This window comes from Gardnerella sp. DNF00571G, assembly GCF_049262695.1.
GTDB classification, from domain to species: domain Bacteria; phylum Actinomycetota; class Actinomycetes; order Actinomycetales; family Bifidobacteriaceae; genus Bifidobacterium; species Bifidobacterium piotii.
In genome coordinates this window covers 919,984-934,384 of sequence record NZ_CP058396.1, presented here as the reverse complement: position 1 = coordinate 934,384, position 14,401 = coordinate 919,984, and the positions used below count along the sequence as shown (strand labels likewise).

Annotated in this window: 13 protein-coding genes and 1 tRNA gene; 8 read left to right on the top strand and 6 right to left on the bottom strand. The window is 41.0% G+C overall.

From position 1 onward, the window contains the following. Window positions 1–28 precede the first annotated feature (28 nt). Complete coding sequence (locus HXT30_RS03900) at window positions 29–283, bottom strand: DUF2530 domain-containing protein (protein WP_162862689.1); 255 nt, start codon at window positions 281–283, stop codon at window positions 29–31. Between the two features lie 157 nt (window positions 284–440). Between HXT30_RS03900 and HXT30_RS03895 the strand changes: the two genes are divergently transcribed. The 3 genes from HXT30_RS03895 (at window position 441) to HXT30_RS03885 (ending at window position 3,541) form a co-directional block, all read left to right on the top strand. Further along, window positions 441–1,430 (top strand): CHAP domain-containing protein, encoded by a 990-nt coding sequence (locus HXT30_RS03895; RefSeq protein WP_422111341.1) that lies wholly within the window; start codon window positions 441–443, stop codon window positions 1,428–1,430. Between the two features lie 103 nt (window positions 1,431–1,533). Continuing rightward, window positions 1,534–2,286, top strand: a complete 753-nt coding sequence (locus HXT30_RS03890) for a C40 family peptidase (RefSeq protein WP_016805276.1) — start codon at window positions 1,534–1,536, stop codon at window positions 2,284–2,286. 211 nt (window positions 2,287–2,497) lie between these two features. After that, on the top strand, window positions 2,498–3,541 hold the full coding sequence (locus HXT30_RS03885; protein ID WP_016635970.1) for a universal stress protein: 1,044 nt from the start codon (window positions 2,498–2,500) through the stop codon (window positions 3,539–3,541). 107 nt (window positions 3,542–3,648) lie between these two features. Here HXT30_RS03885 and HXT30_RS03880 read toward each other — a convergent pair whose 3' ends face one another. Both HXT30_RS03880 and HXT30_RS03875 read right to left on the bottom strand, forming a co-directional pair. Continuing rightward, entirely contained in the window at window positions 3,649–4,887 is a 1,239-nt protein-coding gene (locus tag HXT30_RS03880; protein ID WP_415696489.1) for a glycosyltransferase, read from the bottom strand. A gap of 177 nt (window positions 4,888–5,064) precedes the next feature. Further along, window positions 5,065–5,484: an OsmC family protein gene (locus HXT30_RS03875; RefSeq protein ID WP_422111340.1), complete on the bottom strand. Its 420-nt coding sequence runs from the start codon at window positions 5,482–5,484 to the stop codon at window positions 5,065–5,067. Between the two features lie 116 nt (window positions 5,485–5,600). Here HXT30_RS03875 and HXT30_RS03870 point away from each other — a divergent pair, with 116 nt between their 5' ends. Genes HXT30_RS03870 through HXT30_RS03860 form a run of 3 tightly spaced genes read left to right on the top strand, consistent with a single transcriptional unit; the run spans window position 5,601 to window position 7,707 of the window. Continuing rightward, a complete protein-coding gene (locus tag HXT30_RS03870) occupies window positions 5,601–6,473 on the top strand; it encodes a thymidylate synthase (RefSeq protein ID WP_422111339.1) in 873 nt (290 codons plus the stop codon). Window positions 6,474–6,519: 46 nt separating this feature from the next. After that, on the top strand, window positions 6,520–7,143 hold the full coding sequence (locus HXT30_RS03865; RefSeq protein ID WP_422111338.1) for a dihydrofolate reductase: 624 nt from the start codon (window positions 6,520–6,522) through the stop codon (window positions 7,141–7,143). A gap of 18 nt (window positions 7,144–7,161) precedes the next feature. Next, the gene (locus tag HXT30_RS03860; RefSeq protein WP_004130272.1) at window positions 7,162–7,707 is read left to right on the top strand and encodes a low molecular weight protein-tyrosine-phosphatase; all 546 of its coding nucleotides are present in this window, start codon (window positions 7,162–7,164) and stop codon (window positions 7,705–7,707) included. Between the two features lie 100 nt (window positions 7,708–7,807). Here HXT30_RS03860 and HXT30_RS03855 read toward each other — a convergent pair whose 3' ends face one another. Both HXT30_RS03855 and HXT30_RS03850 read right to left on the bottom strand, forming a co-directional pair. Then, window positions 7,808–8,593 carry a DUF4191 domain-containing protein gene (locus tag HXT30_RS03855; RefSeq protein ID WP_248899285.1) on the bottom strand — a complete coding sequence of 262 codons (786 nt, stop codon included), beginning with the start codon at window positions 8,591–8,593 and terminating at the stop codon, window positions 7,808–7,810. A 172-nt stretch (window positions 8,594–8,765) separates the two neighbouring features. Beyond that, the gene (locus HXT30_RS03850) at window positions 8,766–9,422 is read right to left on the bottom strand and encodes a DUF3043 domain-containing protein (protein ID WP_016635977.1); all 657 of its coding nucleotides are present in this window, start codon (window positions 9,420–9,422) and stop codon (window positions 8,766–8,768) included. 137 nt (window positions 9,423–9,559) lie between these two features. Between HXT30_RS03850 and HXT30_RS03845 the strand changes: the two genes are divergently transcribed. Continuing rightward, complete coding sequence (locus HXT30_RS03845; RefSeq protein WP_422111337.1) at window positions 9,560–10,927, top strand: dipeptidase; 1,368 nt, start codon at window positions 9,560–9,562, stop codon at window positions 10,925–10,927. A 424-nt stretch (window positions 10,928–11,351) separates the two neighbouring features. Next, window positions 11,352–14,015, top strand: coding sequence for an ATP-binding cassette domain-containing protein (locus HXT30_RS03840; RefSeq protein ID WP_422111336.1), 2,664 nt, complete (start codon window positions 11,352–11,354; stop codon window positions 14,013–14,015). A gap of 68 nt (window positions 14,016–14,083) precedes the next feature. On the opposite strand, the gene HXT30_RS03835 is transcribed toward HXT30_RS03840, so the two are convergent. Further along, window positions 14,084–14,156, bottom strand: a tRNA-Arg gene (locus HXT30_RS03835). Window positions 14,157–14,401 lie beyond the last annotated feature (245 nt).

Sequence of the window (14,401 nt, the reverse complement as noted above, 5' to 3'; positions counted from 1 at the left end):
AATAGTTCGCTTAATCGTATTAAGCGTTTTACTTTCCTAGTCTTCTATAATCCCAGCGATCAAAGTGTTCCCAGATTAAAAGCAAAATTCCAATTACAAATCCACTAAGGCAAATTGCAGCAAAGAACCACAATAAAAAGTGTAAAATCGCAAGAATAACTGTGATTAATGATGCTATGAGCCAAATAATCGTTCCAGTCATAAATGCTTTGCACAAGTCCACGCGTAATGGCTTTGGTGCTTCTTTGCGTGCATCTGGATTAATAATTGGTGCTAGCTTCATATAATTAACCATACATCTTTGCGTGTTCAATATCAATTTTAAGAATTACATTGCGTATTGTGTTGCGTATTGTGTTGCGTATCCGTACCACATTGTATTCTTTAGATTTGTAAGTGTGAATTTGTGAATACATTTAGAAGATTTTAGGAGCGATTTTATGAAGCATGCTGAGCATGGTGCTAAAGCAAAGGGGCGGTTTAATTCGCCTTTTATGCTTTTTACTTCTGTGCGCGGTTCGCATGCATCTTCTAATAATCGTGCTGCAGCCGTTTTAGAAAATAATGGTGCTGTTGTAAGTCTAAAAGATATAAATCAAGAATTTTCTGTTTCTTTGTCTCGTCGCCAGCTTCGTTTAGCACGCGTTGCTAAAGAACGTAAGAATCGTATGATTATTTCCGCTTCTTTGTTTGCATTAGTCGGAGCTGCTTTAACTTCTATGACGTTGAACAAGCCTAATAACATGGATTCTTTGTCTTCTAAACCTTATTCTTCTAAGTTGAGTTTTGTAGACGATTCTTCTGATCAAGCAGCATCTCGTTCGAGTATGCGAGAAAGCATTAATCGCGCTAATAAATATTTGAACTTTAGCAGCGCAGTTGCTGGCCTTGAATCTGATTTAAGCGCATTTTCTACTAAGTCTTCTCATAAGTCTAAGTGGGATTTGGGTTCTAATTCCGATTTTAAGGTGTCGGAAATGTCTAAGTCTGCAGCAAATAATCCGAATGTTGCTGTTTTCTTGGATTCAGATGCAAAGATTGTTCCATCTGGTTTTAATCCAAATCACGATTCTGGCGATTCGGGAAATGCTTACGAATTTAGCCAATGCACTTGGTGGGTTTATGTTCGCAGGCATCAGCTTGGCCTTCCAGTTGGCTCCAATATGGGAGACGGATGGATGTGGGGCTGGACTGCTCGTAAGCTCGGTTATTGGGTAGATAATACTCCTCGTCATGCTGGAGACATAATGGTGTTTGGCCGCGGTCAGGCTGGAGTTAACCGCGCTTATGGCCACGTTGCTATTGTGGAAAAGATTAATCAAGATGGTTCTATAGAAACATCTGAATCTAGCGCCGAATATCATGGTAGAACCTATTCAAGAGTCGTTAGCGCTAAAGATGCTTCCGCTTTTGAGTTTATTCACTACTAAATCTTTTAAGCATTACTCGCATAATATTAGATTCATCAACTTTTGTTGGTTTACTACGCGTTTTTAGGTGCTTTGTATTGTTAATGTGTTAACATCGCTAGTGATGGTTGAGCAAAAGATTAATCAAAATATTAAACAAAATAAGATTTTTTCTTCTATAGTTGCGGGAGCTGTATGCACAACTCTTCTTGCTACTATGGTTCCTTTTGCTTGTGCTTATGCAGAAGAGTCTGCAGTTACTTCTACGCGTTCCTTCCCTAAAGTCACATCTGTTAAGCGCGATTTATTAACAGAATCTACTTCTACAAGCGTTGATTCTAATTCGCATTGGGGCGGGATTGAGTCTTTAAATGTTCCTCAAACTAAAAGTGCTGCAGAGTTGGCTGCTCAGGCGGCTGCAGAAAATGCTCGTAATGCTGCTCGCAATAATGATGGCGATTACGATTCCGCTGCAAGCCGTTCTGGTGTTAGAGGAACATCACAAAGCTATTTTGTTGCTCCTCCAGATGGTTCTTCTACATCGGCAATGCTTAATTTTGCTGCTCAATTCTTAAACAAAGTGCCGTATCGTTCTGGTGGAACAACTCCTGCTGGCTGGGATTGCTCTGGCTTTGTGCAATACATTTTTGCAAATATGGGTGTTTCTTTGCCTAGAACTTCTGGCGCGCAAGCAACAGTTGGTACAGCTGTTCCAAGTCTTGCTCAAGCAGCTCCAGGAGATATTATTGCAAATGGTACTCACGCTGCGATTTACGTAGGCAATGGAATGGTTATTAATTCGCAATACGGCGGAACAAAATATAGCCCTATTCCTTATGTTTTTACATCTGCTTATTCCATTCGCCGAGTTTTTTAGCATAAGTTTTTGGCGTAAGTCGCAAGTTGTTTAGCGTAAGTTATTTAGCGCAAGTTTTTTTGGCGTAAGTCGCAAGTTTTTAGCGCTAATTTGAAAGTTGTGAGTCATAAATTACAAATCTTCTGTGTTGCAATAGACTCAAAACAATTAAACGGCTATTGTAGTACTTAAGTAAAGATTGCAAAATTCGCGCAATGCTAGGAGGATCTAGATGACACAGAATGTTATTACACAAGAAAAAGCTGTTCTTGTAGGCGTTGATGGTTCTCATGCAAGCTATAAGGCTGTTTGGTGGGCGTCAAACTACGCTAAGCATGCTGGATTGCAACTTCAAATTGTTTGCGCATACTCTTTGCCAAGTTATGCTGCTGTGTCTTTTGATGCAACTTACACTGCCATCGGAGACGATAATGTTGCTCATCAAGACGCTCAGGAGATTCTTTCTAAAGCTAAAGCTGTAGCTTTAGAGCAGGGTGTGGATGCAACAACTTTGATTGTTACTGGCGACCCGTCTTCTGTATTTGTGGAGCTTTCTAGAAACTATCAACTTATTGTTATTGGAAACCGTGGTAAAGGCGGATTAGCAGAGCGTTTACTTGGCACAACAAGTTCTTCGCTTCCAGCATACGCTTATTGCCCAATTGTTGTTGTTCCATATACAGATGATGATGGTCATAGAATCCACTTGAACAATAAGATTTCTAAGATTGCTGTTGGCTCCGACGAATCTAAGTGGGGATTAAAAGCGCTTGAGATTGCTGCAGATTTGGCAGATAGTTGGAATGCTCAATTAGATGTGATTTCTGCTGTTCCTAGCGTTCAAGGAGCTGAGGGAGATACTGCAGTTATGGGGTCTTATATGGAAGATCTTGACGAGCGCGTAAAGCCGATTTTGCAACGCTTGCCAAACCTAAAGATTCATCGTTCTGTAGTTCCTGGTTCTGCTGTAAACGCTTTGACTCAAGCTAGCTTAAACAACGATTTGGTTGTTGTTGGATCTAGGGGCAGGGGTGGATTTACTGGTCTGCTTCTTGGTTCTATTAGTCAAGGTTTGCTTCAGCATTCGTCTAGACCAGTGTATGTGGTTCCGCGCAAGTATGTGGAACTAAGCGCTGCGCAAGTAGCTCAGCAGTCTATGGCGAGTAGCAATGCATCGCCTATTGACTCTATTAATGGTGTTCATAAAGTTGATGTTCCAAAGGCTGGTGTTGAAGAAGCTAAGCAAATTGAGCAAACAATCGATCCGCTTCACTAAAGTAGTAACGCTAAGTAGTAACGCTAAGCGCTAAAACATAAATCGCGTATAAGGCACTAATTGTGTTTTATACGCGATTTTTTCAAACTTGTATTGTTAATATGCTTTTAGTTTTTCTTAAGCAAGAACCGCGCGCGTCTTTCTTCTCGAGCAGCGCGCTTTTTAGCAAGCTCTTGATTGTTAATGCTAATTGCACGCTCATAAATCTTAATTAACTCTTGAGCTTGCTTTTTAAAGTCATTGTTTTTTGAATATTCAAGAACATTTGCTTTTAGCTGCTCTTGCTCTTCTTTGCTCATATTAAGAACGCGGCTAAACACTTGCTTAAAGTCTTCTTTAGAATCCCATTGGTAACCATTTTTGCCACTAATAATTTGATTTTCATTAGGAGCGTCGTGCTTAACAAGCGCAAACAAGCCAGAGGCCATTGCCTCCAGCATAGAAAGCGAGTGCATCTCCGATAAGGAAGCGGTAGTGTAGTAATCCATTGCGTGCAAATATTTAGGAATTTGCGTGTGTTCAATAGGGCCTAGAAGGTAGATTCTATCTTCAAATCCTTTGCTTGCTACCTTATTGCGCAAGTCCTCTAAATCAGGGCCTCCGCCAATAACAACAAGTCGAGCTAAATCGCGCGGAAAATCGCAATACATAAAGTTGTCAATCAACTCGCTAATGTTCTTTTCGGCGCCAATTCTTCCAACAAAAACAAACAGCTTTGTAGAATCTGCAATGCCGTATTTTTTACGGAATTCTTCTCTAAAAGCAATTCGTTCTGGTGTTGGCAAGAACTTTTTGTATTCAACGGCATTGCTAAGAACAACAACCTTTTTATCAACTTTTTGGCGGTCAATATAAGCTTGAGCCTTAGCAGACATGCTCGTAATAATTGTTGCGTTTTTAGAAAATCGCGTAAAATATTTTGCCGATATATTCCTAGAAAACTCAGTAAAATGCTTTAGACCAATGTAAAACAGGAATTTATCGTATTCGGTGTGTAGCGTGTAAACAACAGGAACATGCTCTTTTTTGGCCACTTCTAGGCCTATTTCTCCAATGCCAAATTCGTTTTGAATGTGAATAACATCTGGCTTAAAGTTAATCGGGAACTTTTTGCGCATGTTTCCAATTGGAATTGCAACCCTATACTTGTAAAGCTTTTTTAAAAGAATGCCTGGAACGTACACAACGCCGTCTACAAGCTTGGTTTTACGTTGTTTTTCGGAGCCAACTGTAACAACAAGAACCTCATGACCAAGTTCCTCGTACATTTTTTTAAGCATGTAGGATTGTGTTGCTACGCCGTTTATGTATGGTGGATACGTTTCTGTAAAAATCGCGATTTTCAAAGTTTCCTCCGATTACATAAATAGCTTACATAAATAGCTCTAACAACGTTAAAAGTGTAGCATTGTGTTTAGCATTGTGCCACAAATTGTTATTTTTTGCCACTTTAGTGGCGTTTTTGAATCATCGGCTAGTGGCCATTTTTCCGCGTGCTAAGAGCGCTGGTGCAAATCTTCCCATTAATGCCGAATATTTACGCTAACTTGTACAAGTGCTCCGCGCTCAAGAGTGTGCTTAACTGTGCAACCCTTGCTAATATGCTTTTCCATACGCTCTTTTAGTGCTTGTGCATCTTCGTTAGTTAGTGCAGGCTTTGCGCTTGTAGCGTCTACTGTTAAGTCTTCTTGGAATCTTAAGTAAGTTCCTTCTTCTGGGTCGTAAGTGCCATTTACAACTACACGCGCGCCTTTTCCTTCTCCAATCGCATGCTCAACAGCGTATTGGCTGCTTAAAGCTGTGCAACCAGCTAGAGCTATTTGCATTAGTTCTACGGGAGAAAATTGCCCTTCGCTTTTGCCAAATTTTAGTGTTGCTCCGTCTTCGCTTTTTGCAATCCAAGAGCCGTCTTCTAAACGCTCAACCCATATTCTTCTAGCCATTTTTGCTCCTTTGCGTTTGTTGTGCTTAGCTAAAACAATTATATAGAGATGCACAGTATAAGTATATTTGCACATGCATTGGTAGTGTTGAATTTAGCTAATGATAGAATAAACGTATGGCTTTAACTCAACAAGAACTTGCAAATTTGCGTGCGCGCGTGCCGCAAAAACCAGTGTCTAATATTCCTACTCCTTACGAGGATTTGGTTAGAAAAATCTTTATGGAAGGCACATTAAAATCAGATCGCACTGGTACTGGAACAATATCTCTTTTTGGTCAGCAAATTCGCTTTGACTTAAGCAAGAGTTTCCCGCTTATAACAACAAAAACCGTGTTCTTTAAGGGGCTTGCGTACGAGCTTCTTTGGTTCCTTAAAGGCTCTAGCAATGTGCGTTGGTTGCAAGAAAACGGTGTGCATATTTGGGATGAGTGGGCAGACGAAAATGGCGATTTAGGGCCTGTTTACGGCGTTCAGTGGCGTAGTTGGCCAGCTCCAACCGAGCAAAATCCAAATCGCACAATCGACCAGATTGCAAACGTTATGGATCTTATTAAGAATCATCCAGATTCTCGTCGAATGATTGTTAGCGCATGGAATCCTGCAGAAGTAGAGAATATGGCTTTGCCTCCGTGTCATTCGCTTTTCCAGTTCTATGTTGCCGATGGCAAGCTTTCTTGCCAGCTTTACCAGCGTTCTTGCGATATGTTCCTTGGTGTGCCATTCAACATTGCTTCTTACTCGCTTTTAACAATGATGATGGCTCAACAAGCAGGATTAGAACCGGGAGAGTTCGTGTGGACGGGCGGCGATTGCCATATTTACGATAATCACGTAGAGCAAGTGCTTGAGCAGCTTTCGCGCGAGCCGTACCCGTATCCGCAGCTTGAGATTCGCAAAGCTGATTCTATTTTTAGCTACGACTATAGCGATTTTAAGGTTGTTGATTATAAGCATCATTCTACGATTAAAGCTCCTGTAGCTGTGTGATTTTACTTTATTTAGTGATTGATTAGTAGGCTTACTTAGGAGTTTTATGACTAACAATATTCCCGTTCGTTTAATTTGGGGGCAAGCATACGATTTTGAAGGCCGTACAGGCGCTATGGGCGTTAATGGCGGTATGCCTTGGCGACTTTCCCCAGATTTGCGCTATTTTAAGGCAATGACAATCTCTTGCCCAGTAATAATGGGCAGAGGAACTTGGGATTCTATGCCAGAAAAATTTAGGCCTCTTCCTGGTCGCGAAAATATTGTTGTTTCTAGGAATCCAGACTTTAATCCAAATGGAGCAAAAAGTTTTACAAATATTGAAGACGCAATATGCTACGCAAAAAAGTGGATTGAAGATAATCCTATTGAGCTTGTAGATTCTTTGGATTTGCCAAAAGATGGCAGAGCAATTTGGATTATTGGTGGCGGAGCAATTTTTAGAGAAGTGATTAAGTCACAAATTGTTGACGCATCTTATGTAACTCAAATTGACGCTAGAGTAGAAGCAGATACGTTTGCTCCAAACATTCAAAAACTTGTGGATGATGGATTGTGGAAAGTTGCGCGCGATGGCGATTGGCAGGAATCGCCTATAAAAGTTGGCGAAAAACAATTCAATACAAAATATAAGTTTATGGTTTATGAGCCAGTTAAATCTAAAAAATAAGCTAGATTAAGGATATGTATGGAATCTTTAAGCAAAATTCACGTAGATGCTAAGCATCCGTATGTTGTTATGACAGTTTGCACGGGGAATATTTGCAGATCTCCAATGGCAGAAATTGTTTTGCGTAACGAGTTTAAGCTTAGAGGATTAAGCGATGTTGTTGCTGTAAAATCGTGTGGCGTAAGCGACGAAGAATATGGAAATCCGATTGATAGGCGTGCGCAAAAAGAGCTTAAAAGTAGGGGATATTCTTTGCCGTTAAGCCATTTTGCGCATAGGATTGAGCGAGACGAAATAGAAGAGACGAATCTTTTTCTTCCAATGACTGCTTCGCATATGCAATCTTTGCTTAGGATTATTCCGCCGCAAAAGCGTAGTCTTGTTCACATGTATAGGTCGTTTGATCCGTCTTTAGAAAAGCCACAAGCTGGTCGCGAAGCTGTTTTAGATTTGGCAGACCCTTGGTATGGTGGTCCTAAAGAGTTTGAGATTGCAATGGATCAAGTGGAGGAGTGCGCTCCCTACATTGTTGATTGGGTTCAGTCGCGTATAACGCGAGAATAGTATTTGCATATAAATCGCCAGTAAAATCGCGTATAAATATATTAAAACCAGACGAACCGCTTGGAACGTCTGGTTTATTTTATACGCAAAACTTAAGAATTTATTTTCCTCTTAAAGCTCTGCGGCTCACGCGTGGAGCATGAGTTGGGTCAATTCCCTTTGGAATTCCAAACCCTAGCTTTCCTTGCAAAGTGCGTAAACGGTCGTTTAGAATCGCAAGCTCTGTTTTAGTTAGGAAGAATCTGCGATTTGGATGAATTGCAGCAAGAGGAGCAAACTTGTGATTTGTAGGAATCAAAGTTTTAGACTTTAGAACTTTACTCCTTAAATCCTTAAGCTTAACTTGATTTTGGCCATTTCCAACGCAAATGCGGTAAACAGGAATATTGGATCCAGCTGTAACACTTTTAATAGCATGCTCTTGGCGTTCCATAGCATGAGTTAGGCGTTCGTAATTGCCTTCTCCAACAAGAAAGATTCCGTTAAAACCAGTTCCACGCCAAATCGCATCTTTGGTGCGAGGATCAACCCATACTGGCTGTTGTGGGAAAGTAAAACCACCTTTATTGATTGCGCTTAAAATTCCAGCTGCAGCTCCAGGCTTACCTTCTAGTTTTGCGTATCCAACTTTATCTGCGCGCTTTGTTAGAACAACAGTAAAAAGCAAAAGACCAAGCATAAGCGCTGTTACAATCATCATAATCCACGTAAAAATGGACCAGCGTAAAATAGCGCCAGCTATAACGCATAACACTACAGGGGCTACAAAAGCCAAGCCAAGCCAAAGCGGAAGCTGCTTATCTTCTGTATACGTGTACTTGTAAATGCGCACAATTTGTGAAATCATGCCCGATTTCTTAGTGTTCTTTGACTTTTCGTTTGCCATTTTGCGTTTATCCCCTATACGATATTCGCGTTAATTTTGTTTTGTGCTTATTGCAAGGTTTTCTACAACGGGTTTACTACCACATTTGTGCCACTATTACTTAAGTAGCCTTAAGTAGCATGCTACAAACACACATTTCTATAAATCATATCTTTGTTGGTATACTAGCGTTTTACTTTGGCCAATTACCGCGTTTTGGCGTGCTCGGCTTTGGTAGCCTCCATCTGCGCATTTGTATTGCGCGACTGCAAGCATACATTGCAGACCTAGAGCTTTTAGCAACAGCAGCTTGGCCGTACCTTTTAACAAGTTCTTTTCTAAGTTTTCGCCACATTATTAAAACGTCAATAATTGCAGCAAAAAGATACGCGTAAAGAATAATCGCAAGCGCAAAATAAAGAGCAATATACTTAGTAGACAAGAAGTTTTGTGTAAAGAAGATGCAAATCATAATTACGATTGCAAATGGAACGAAAAACTCGCCAATATTAAAGCGTGCGTCTACGTAATCGCGAATATAAACTCTCCAAGGAAGCTGCTCCGACTTTGGCATATGCGCTAAATCGCCATTTTTCATAGCTTCGTATTGTGCGTTTTCTCTTTCGCGCAATCGTGCTCGCGCAGCCTTTGCGCTAGCTTTTCTATCGGTTGGAACTAGCGGCCTAAGATTTTGCGCTGCAGCTTCGCTTTGCTTTGGAGTTGGAGCGTTTTTTGTGCGAGTTTTTGCCTTATTTTCTACTTTATTTTCGCTATTTTCATTGGCTGCTGATTTATTGCCATTTTGCGCATTATTATCAGCATCTTTTTTTACAAATGGATTCCATGTCATGTTTGCAGATTACCCAACAGACTAGACGCGTTCCATAGATTTTGCTGGCTGTTAATGTTGTTAATAGTGTGATAGTGGTTAGATAGTAGTTAACCGCTTGACTATTTGTTTTGGCTATTTGTTTTAAGGAGATTTGTATGGCTAATCTTAATGTGGAAGATGTTAAGAATCGTGTTAGCGCTGCGTGGAATGATGTTATATCCGTTCTTAGTAAAAAGATAGAGCTTGGAGCTGTTTCTGCTAAAGGCATTACTGGGGATCATATGCGCGCTTCGGCTGAATACGTTGCTGGAGTATTGCGCGAAGTGGGCGTTAATGCTCGCGTTGAGCAGTCTCAAAATCCAGATGGCACTCCAGGCGCATTCGAGGTTGTTGGATCTAGAATTGTAAATCCAAATGCTCCAACTGTTTTGCTCTACGCTCATCACGATGTTCAGCCTGTTCCAGATGCAAGCGAGTGGAACACGAATCCTTTTAAAGGAACCGAGATAGATGGGCGCTTGTATGGTCGCGGCAGCGCGGACGATGGCGGCGGAATTGCCATTCACTACGGTGCTTTGCGCGCTTTAAGTGAAGATTTAGGCGTAAACATTAAAGTGTTTATTGAAGGCGAAGAGGAGATGGGCTCTCCAAGCTTTATTCCTTTTATTGAGTCTCACAAAGATGAGTTTGAATCCGATGTAATTATTGTTGCAGACTCTGGAAATTGGTCTGCAGAAATTCCAAGCCTTACAACTAGCTTGCGTGGAAACACTACTGTAGACGTTAAGGTTAAGGTTCTTAATCATCAAGTTCACTCGGGTCAGTTTGGTGGACCTATTTTAGATGCATACACGCTTGCTTCAATGCTTGTTGCTTCTCTTTACAACAAAGACGGCGATTTGAATGTTCCTGGAATTGAATCGCAAGAGCCTGTTGGTGGCTTGCAACGCGATTTAGACGAATCGCAAGTTAGAGCCGATTCTTCGGTAGTGGATTCATACAAGCTTGCAGGAACTGGATCTTTGGCTTCACGAATGTGGACTAAGCCAAGTTTGACTGTTATTGGAATGGACGCTCATCCAGTAGAGGAAAGCTTTAACGTTATTGCTCACGAGACACGCTTGCGACTTTCGCTTAGAACTGCGCCTTGCCAGCGTCCTGAGGAAGCGCAAAAAGCATTGAGTGACTTTTTGGTTGCAAACGCCCCATTTGGGGCAGAGGTTACTGTAGAGCCTCTAGATAATGGCATGGGTTGGGCTATGGATCCAAATGCAATTGCAACTAAAGATGCGCTCGCTTCTATGAAAGACGCTTTTGGCGTGGATCCTATTAACAAGGGCGAAGGTGGTTCGATTCCATTTATTCCAGAATTGCAAAGAATCTTCCCTAAGGCTCAAGTTTTGGTTACGGGTCCAGAAGATCCAAAGTCTAATGCTCACAGCCCAAATGAGTCGATTTCTCTTTCTGGCTTGAAGTCAAATATTGTAACGGAAGCTTTGCTTCTTAGCCGTTTAGCGAAGTAATAAAGCAGTGAAGTAATATTGTAAGTTTTAACTCGCGCATAAAGTACCTAGATATATGTATTTTGTGCGCGAGTCTACACAATGCCGTAAAATTTTCACTCGACACGGGTGCTTTGCGTTAATTCGTAAAGCTGAGAGAAACCGCTTGAACGTGAATCCAGGTAATACTGGCGCACGGAGATCTGTTTTTCCCGTGCCTAAAAGTAAAAAGGCACAATCATGTCAACAAGCGTCTTCTATGCATATAGCAATTAAATGCTGTATGCTGTTTAGATTTTTCTAAGCAAGTAGGCGTTTTGGGATTGTAGGATTTGCTAAGATTCTAAGATTTGTTAAGATTCTAAAAATCTATAGTAAAGTCTAATAATCCTAAAAATAATTTAATAAATAATTAAATAAAAATCATTGCCATAAAGGATTTGCTATGCCCGATGAATCTAAAACGCAGGTTTTGAACAATACTAACCAGCACAAAGCTGAAACTTTCCTTCCATCGGCTTTTAGTGCTGCTCAGTTGCGTTTTGAGAATTGGGGTTATCGTCATGCCTCTCGCAAAGCGTTTGCTGTTCGTGGTTTGAACCTGACTATTGAAGCAGGGCAGAGAGTATTGCTATTAGGAGCATCGGGCATAGGCAAGTCCACTATTCTTGAAGGTGCTGCTGGATTAATCGGCAGCGATATTATTCTTAAAAGTGATTCAAGCGATAAAAATAGTAACTCTTCTTCGCATAATGTTTTAGTTGAAGACGAAGATGGCGGAGTGAGTGAAGGCGCAGTATTTGTAGATGATGTACCAGTTCATAAGGCTCGCGGACGCGTTGGTTTAGTTTTACAAGACCCAGAATCTCAAGCGATTTTTCAACGTTTAGGAGATAACGTTGCGTTTGGTCCAGAAAACATGAATGTTCCGCGTAAAGAGATTTGGAATATTGTTGACGAAAGTCTTAAAGAAGTTGGATTAGATGGATTGCAACTTCATCGTTCTACAGCGCATCTAAGTGGTGGTCAAATGCAGCGACTGGCTCTTGCTGGCGCGCTGGCAATGAAGCCTAGTGTTCTTCTTTTAGACGAGCCTACAGCAAATCTTGATCCAGATGGCGTTGAGCAAATTGTTTCAGCAGTTGGAAAAGTGCTCGACGATACTCACGCAACAATGGTTCTTGTGGAACATCATGCTCAACCGTGGATTGATCTAATTGACCGAGTAATTGTTTTGGGTCTTGAAAATAGCGGTAATAGCGGTAATAGCAAGAATGGCGAAGATAGCGAAGATAGCAAAAACTTTGTTCACGATGACGATATTGCAAGAGACGAAAGTGCTAAAACAGTAATCGTAGCCGACGGAACTCCAGACGAGGTGTTTAATCGCAAGGATCTTGACTTTGAAAATCTTGGAATATGGCTCCCAGATAAGTATAAGGATTCAAAAAATCGCAATATAGGTAGGATTCATGTTGAAGGAGAGCCTGATTGCGATCCTTCTGTAGGAGATGGGAAAGTAGTTTTATCTACAAAAAACCTTGCGATTAGTCATACGGATACTCCAATAGCTAAAAACATTAATCTTGAATTTAATTCTGGCCAAATAACGGCTTTGGTTGGCGCAAATGGTGCTGGAAAATCAACTTTGTCTTTAACTTTGGCAGGACTAATTCCGTCAATAGAAGGCGAAGTTGTAGCAAGCGAGGATCTTTGTAAAGATTTAGACTCAAGTGATCCTATAAAGTGGAAGTCAACTGAACTCGCTAAAAGAATATCGTACGTTTTTCAAAATCCAGAACACCAATTTGCTTGCGGAACTGTTTTAGAAGAGGTTATGTTAGGCCCTATTAGAACAGGCATGAGCGAGGAGGATGCTCGAACAAAAGCTCAAGAATTGCTAGAGCGATTCCGATTAGGCAGATATGCCAACGCCAATCCGTACACGCTTTCTGGAGGAGAAAAGCGCAGGCTTACAGTTGCTGCATCTTTGGCTGCAGCTCCAAGGGTTTTGATTTTAGACGAGCCAACTTTTGGCCAAGATCGAAAAACGTGGATGCAAATTATAAAGCTGATTGCAAGTCTTAGGGCAGACGGCGTTAGCGTTATTGTTGTTACTCACGATAAAGAGCTAGTAGACGCTCTTGGCGCGCGTTTGGTTGAACTTTTGCCAGTTAACAATGCTAAGAATAGTGATTCTGAAGATTTATCAGATTTACAAGAATCGCAAGCAAAAGAAGCTTTAGAATCATCGCAAAGCTTGTCTTCTACAACTAATTCAACGAATATTTCTCGAATAAAAGTTAGCGCTGTAAATAAGCGTGATGAGAAAGAAAGAGTTGCAAGTTGCTCGCCATTTTTGGCTTCTCTAAATCCTGTTTACCGCATGCTTGGAGCTTTTATGCTTTCCATTCCTTTGCTGTTTACTCTTGATTGGCTTTCTTCGACTATTGCACTTGTTTTAGAGTTTATAATTTTATGGATTATTGGAATGAATCCTTGGCGCGTTGTTAAGCTTTCTTGGCCTGTTTGGGTTGGTGCGCCTGGATCTGCTCTAGCAGTGTGGTTGTATGGTAAATCTGGCGGTCAAACATTGTTTGATTGGGGAATTATTCACGTAAGCGAGCACTCAACAACTCTTGCGATTGCAACGTTTATTCGTATTTTAGCGATTGGTGTTCCTGCAATTGTTACTGTTATTGGTATTGATGCTACAGATTTAGCAGATGCTTTTAGTCAAGTTATGCATTTGCCAGATAAGTTTGTTTATGGCGGATTAGCAGGAATGAGGCTTTTTAGCGTTTTACAAGACGATTGGGCAGCTCTTACTGCTTCTAGAAGATCTCGCGGTCTTGGAGACGATAGTAAGATTCGCGCATTTATGCCTCAAGCTTTTGCGCTTCTTGTTCTTTCGATTCGTAGGTCTAGTACTTTGGCAACAGCAATGCAAGCGCGCGGTTTTGGTGGAGAAAATCCAAGATCTCATGCGCGCATAAGTTACGTAAATAAGCGCGATTATGTGTTTATGGTTGTGTGCTTAATTATTCCTGCAATTGCATTAATCGCAGCTGTTTACTACGGTACGTTTGCGCTTCTTGGCGGAAATTAATTTTTGTGTGTCGTTAATGCAAGACACATACTGAAAACGTTGGAATAAAGCCATTTTGGGATATTTTGTGGGCTTAATGGGATTCGAACCCACGACCTTCTGCTCCGGAGGCAGACGCTCTATCCACTGAGCTACAAGCCCGCAACTTGTGAAAGTATACACGTTGCTAGGGATTGAGATTGTTTTATATAAGATTAGACATGCGTTTTATGCGCTTACGGCGTTTTGCCTGGAATTGCGCCGATTTAAGTGTGGATATTTTTACGTGTTTTGTGTGATTTTTTGCTAATTTTATCTTTTTGTTTGCATTTGTACTTTTATAGTGTTAGCATCGAACACAACACAAACGCATATCGTAAATTTTACGGTGTTAGGTTTGTGATTGA

Coding starts and splice junctions, on each gene's coding strand:
- HXT30_RS03865 (WP_422111338.1), top strand. CDS start 6,520: ATGACTAACAATATTCCCGTTCGTTTAATTTGGGGGCAAGCATACGAT.
- HXT30_RS03870 (WP_422111339.1), top strand. CDS start 5,601: ATGGCTTTAACTCAACAAGAACTTGCAAATTTGCGTGCGCGCGTGCCG.
- HXT30_RS03845 (WP_422111337.1), top strand. CDS start 9,560: ATGGCTAATCTTAATGTGGAAGATGTTAAGAATCGTGTTAGCGCTGCG.
- HXT30_RS03885 (WP_016635970.1), top strand. CDS start 2,498: ATGACACAGAATGTTATTACACAAGAAAAAGCTGTTCTTGTAGGCGTT.
- HXT30_RS03890 (WP_016805276.1), top strand. CDS start 1,534: ATGGTTGAGCAAAAGATTAATCAAAATATTAAACAAAATAAGATTTTT.
- HXT30_RS03850 (WP_016635977.1), bottom strand. CDS start 9,422: ATGACATGGAATCCATTTGTAAAAAAAGATGCTGATAATAATGCGCAA.
- HXT30_RS03855 (WP_248899285.1), bottom strand. CDS start 8,593: ATGGCAAACGAAAAGTCAAAGAACACTAAGAAATCGGGCATGATTTCA.
- HXT30_RS03860 (WP_004130272.1), top strand. CDS start 7,162: ATGGAATCTTTAAGCAAAATTCACGTAGATGCTAAGCATCCGTATGTT.
- HXT30_RS03840 (WP_422111336.1), top strand. CDS start 11,352: ATGCCCGATGAATCTAAAACGCAGGTTTTGAACAATACTAACCAGCAC.
- HXT30_RS03875 (WP_422111340.1), bottom strand. CDS start 5,484: ATGGCTAGAAGAATATGGGTTGAGCGTTTAGAAGACGGCTCTTGGATT.
- HXT30_RS03895 (WP_422111341.1), top strand. CDS start 441: ATGAAGCATGCTGAGCATGGTGCTAAAGCAAAGGGGCGGTTTAATTCG.
- HXT30_RS03900 (WP_162862689.1), bottom strand. CDS start 283: ATGAAGCTAGCACCAATTATTAATCCAGATGCACGCAAAGAAGCACCA.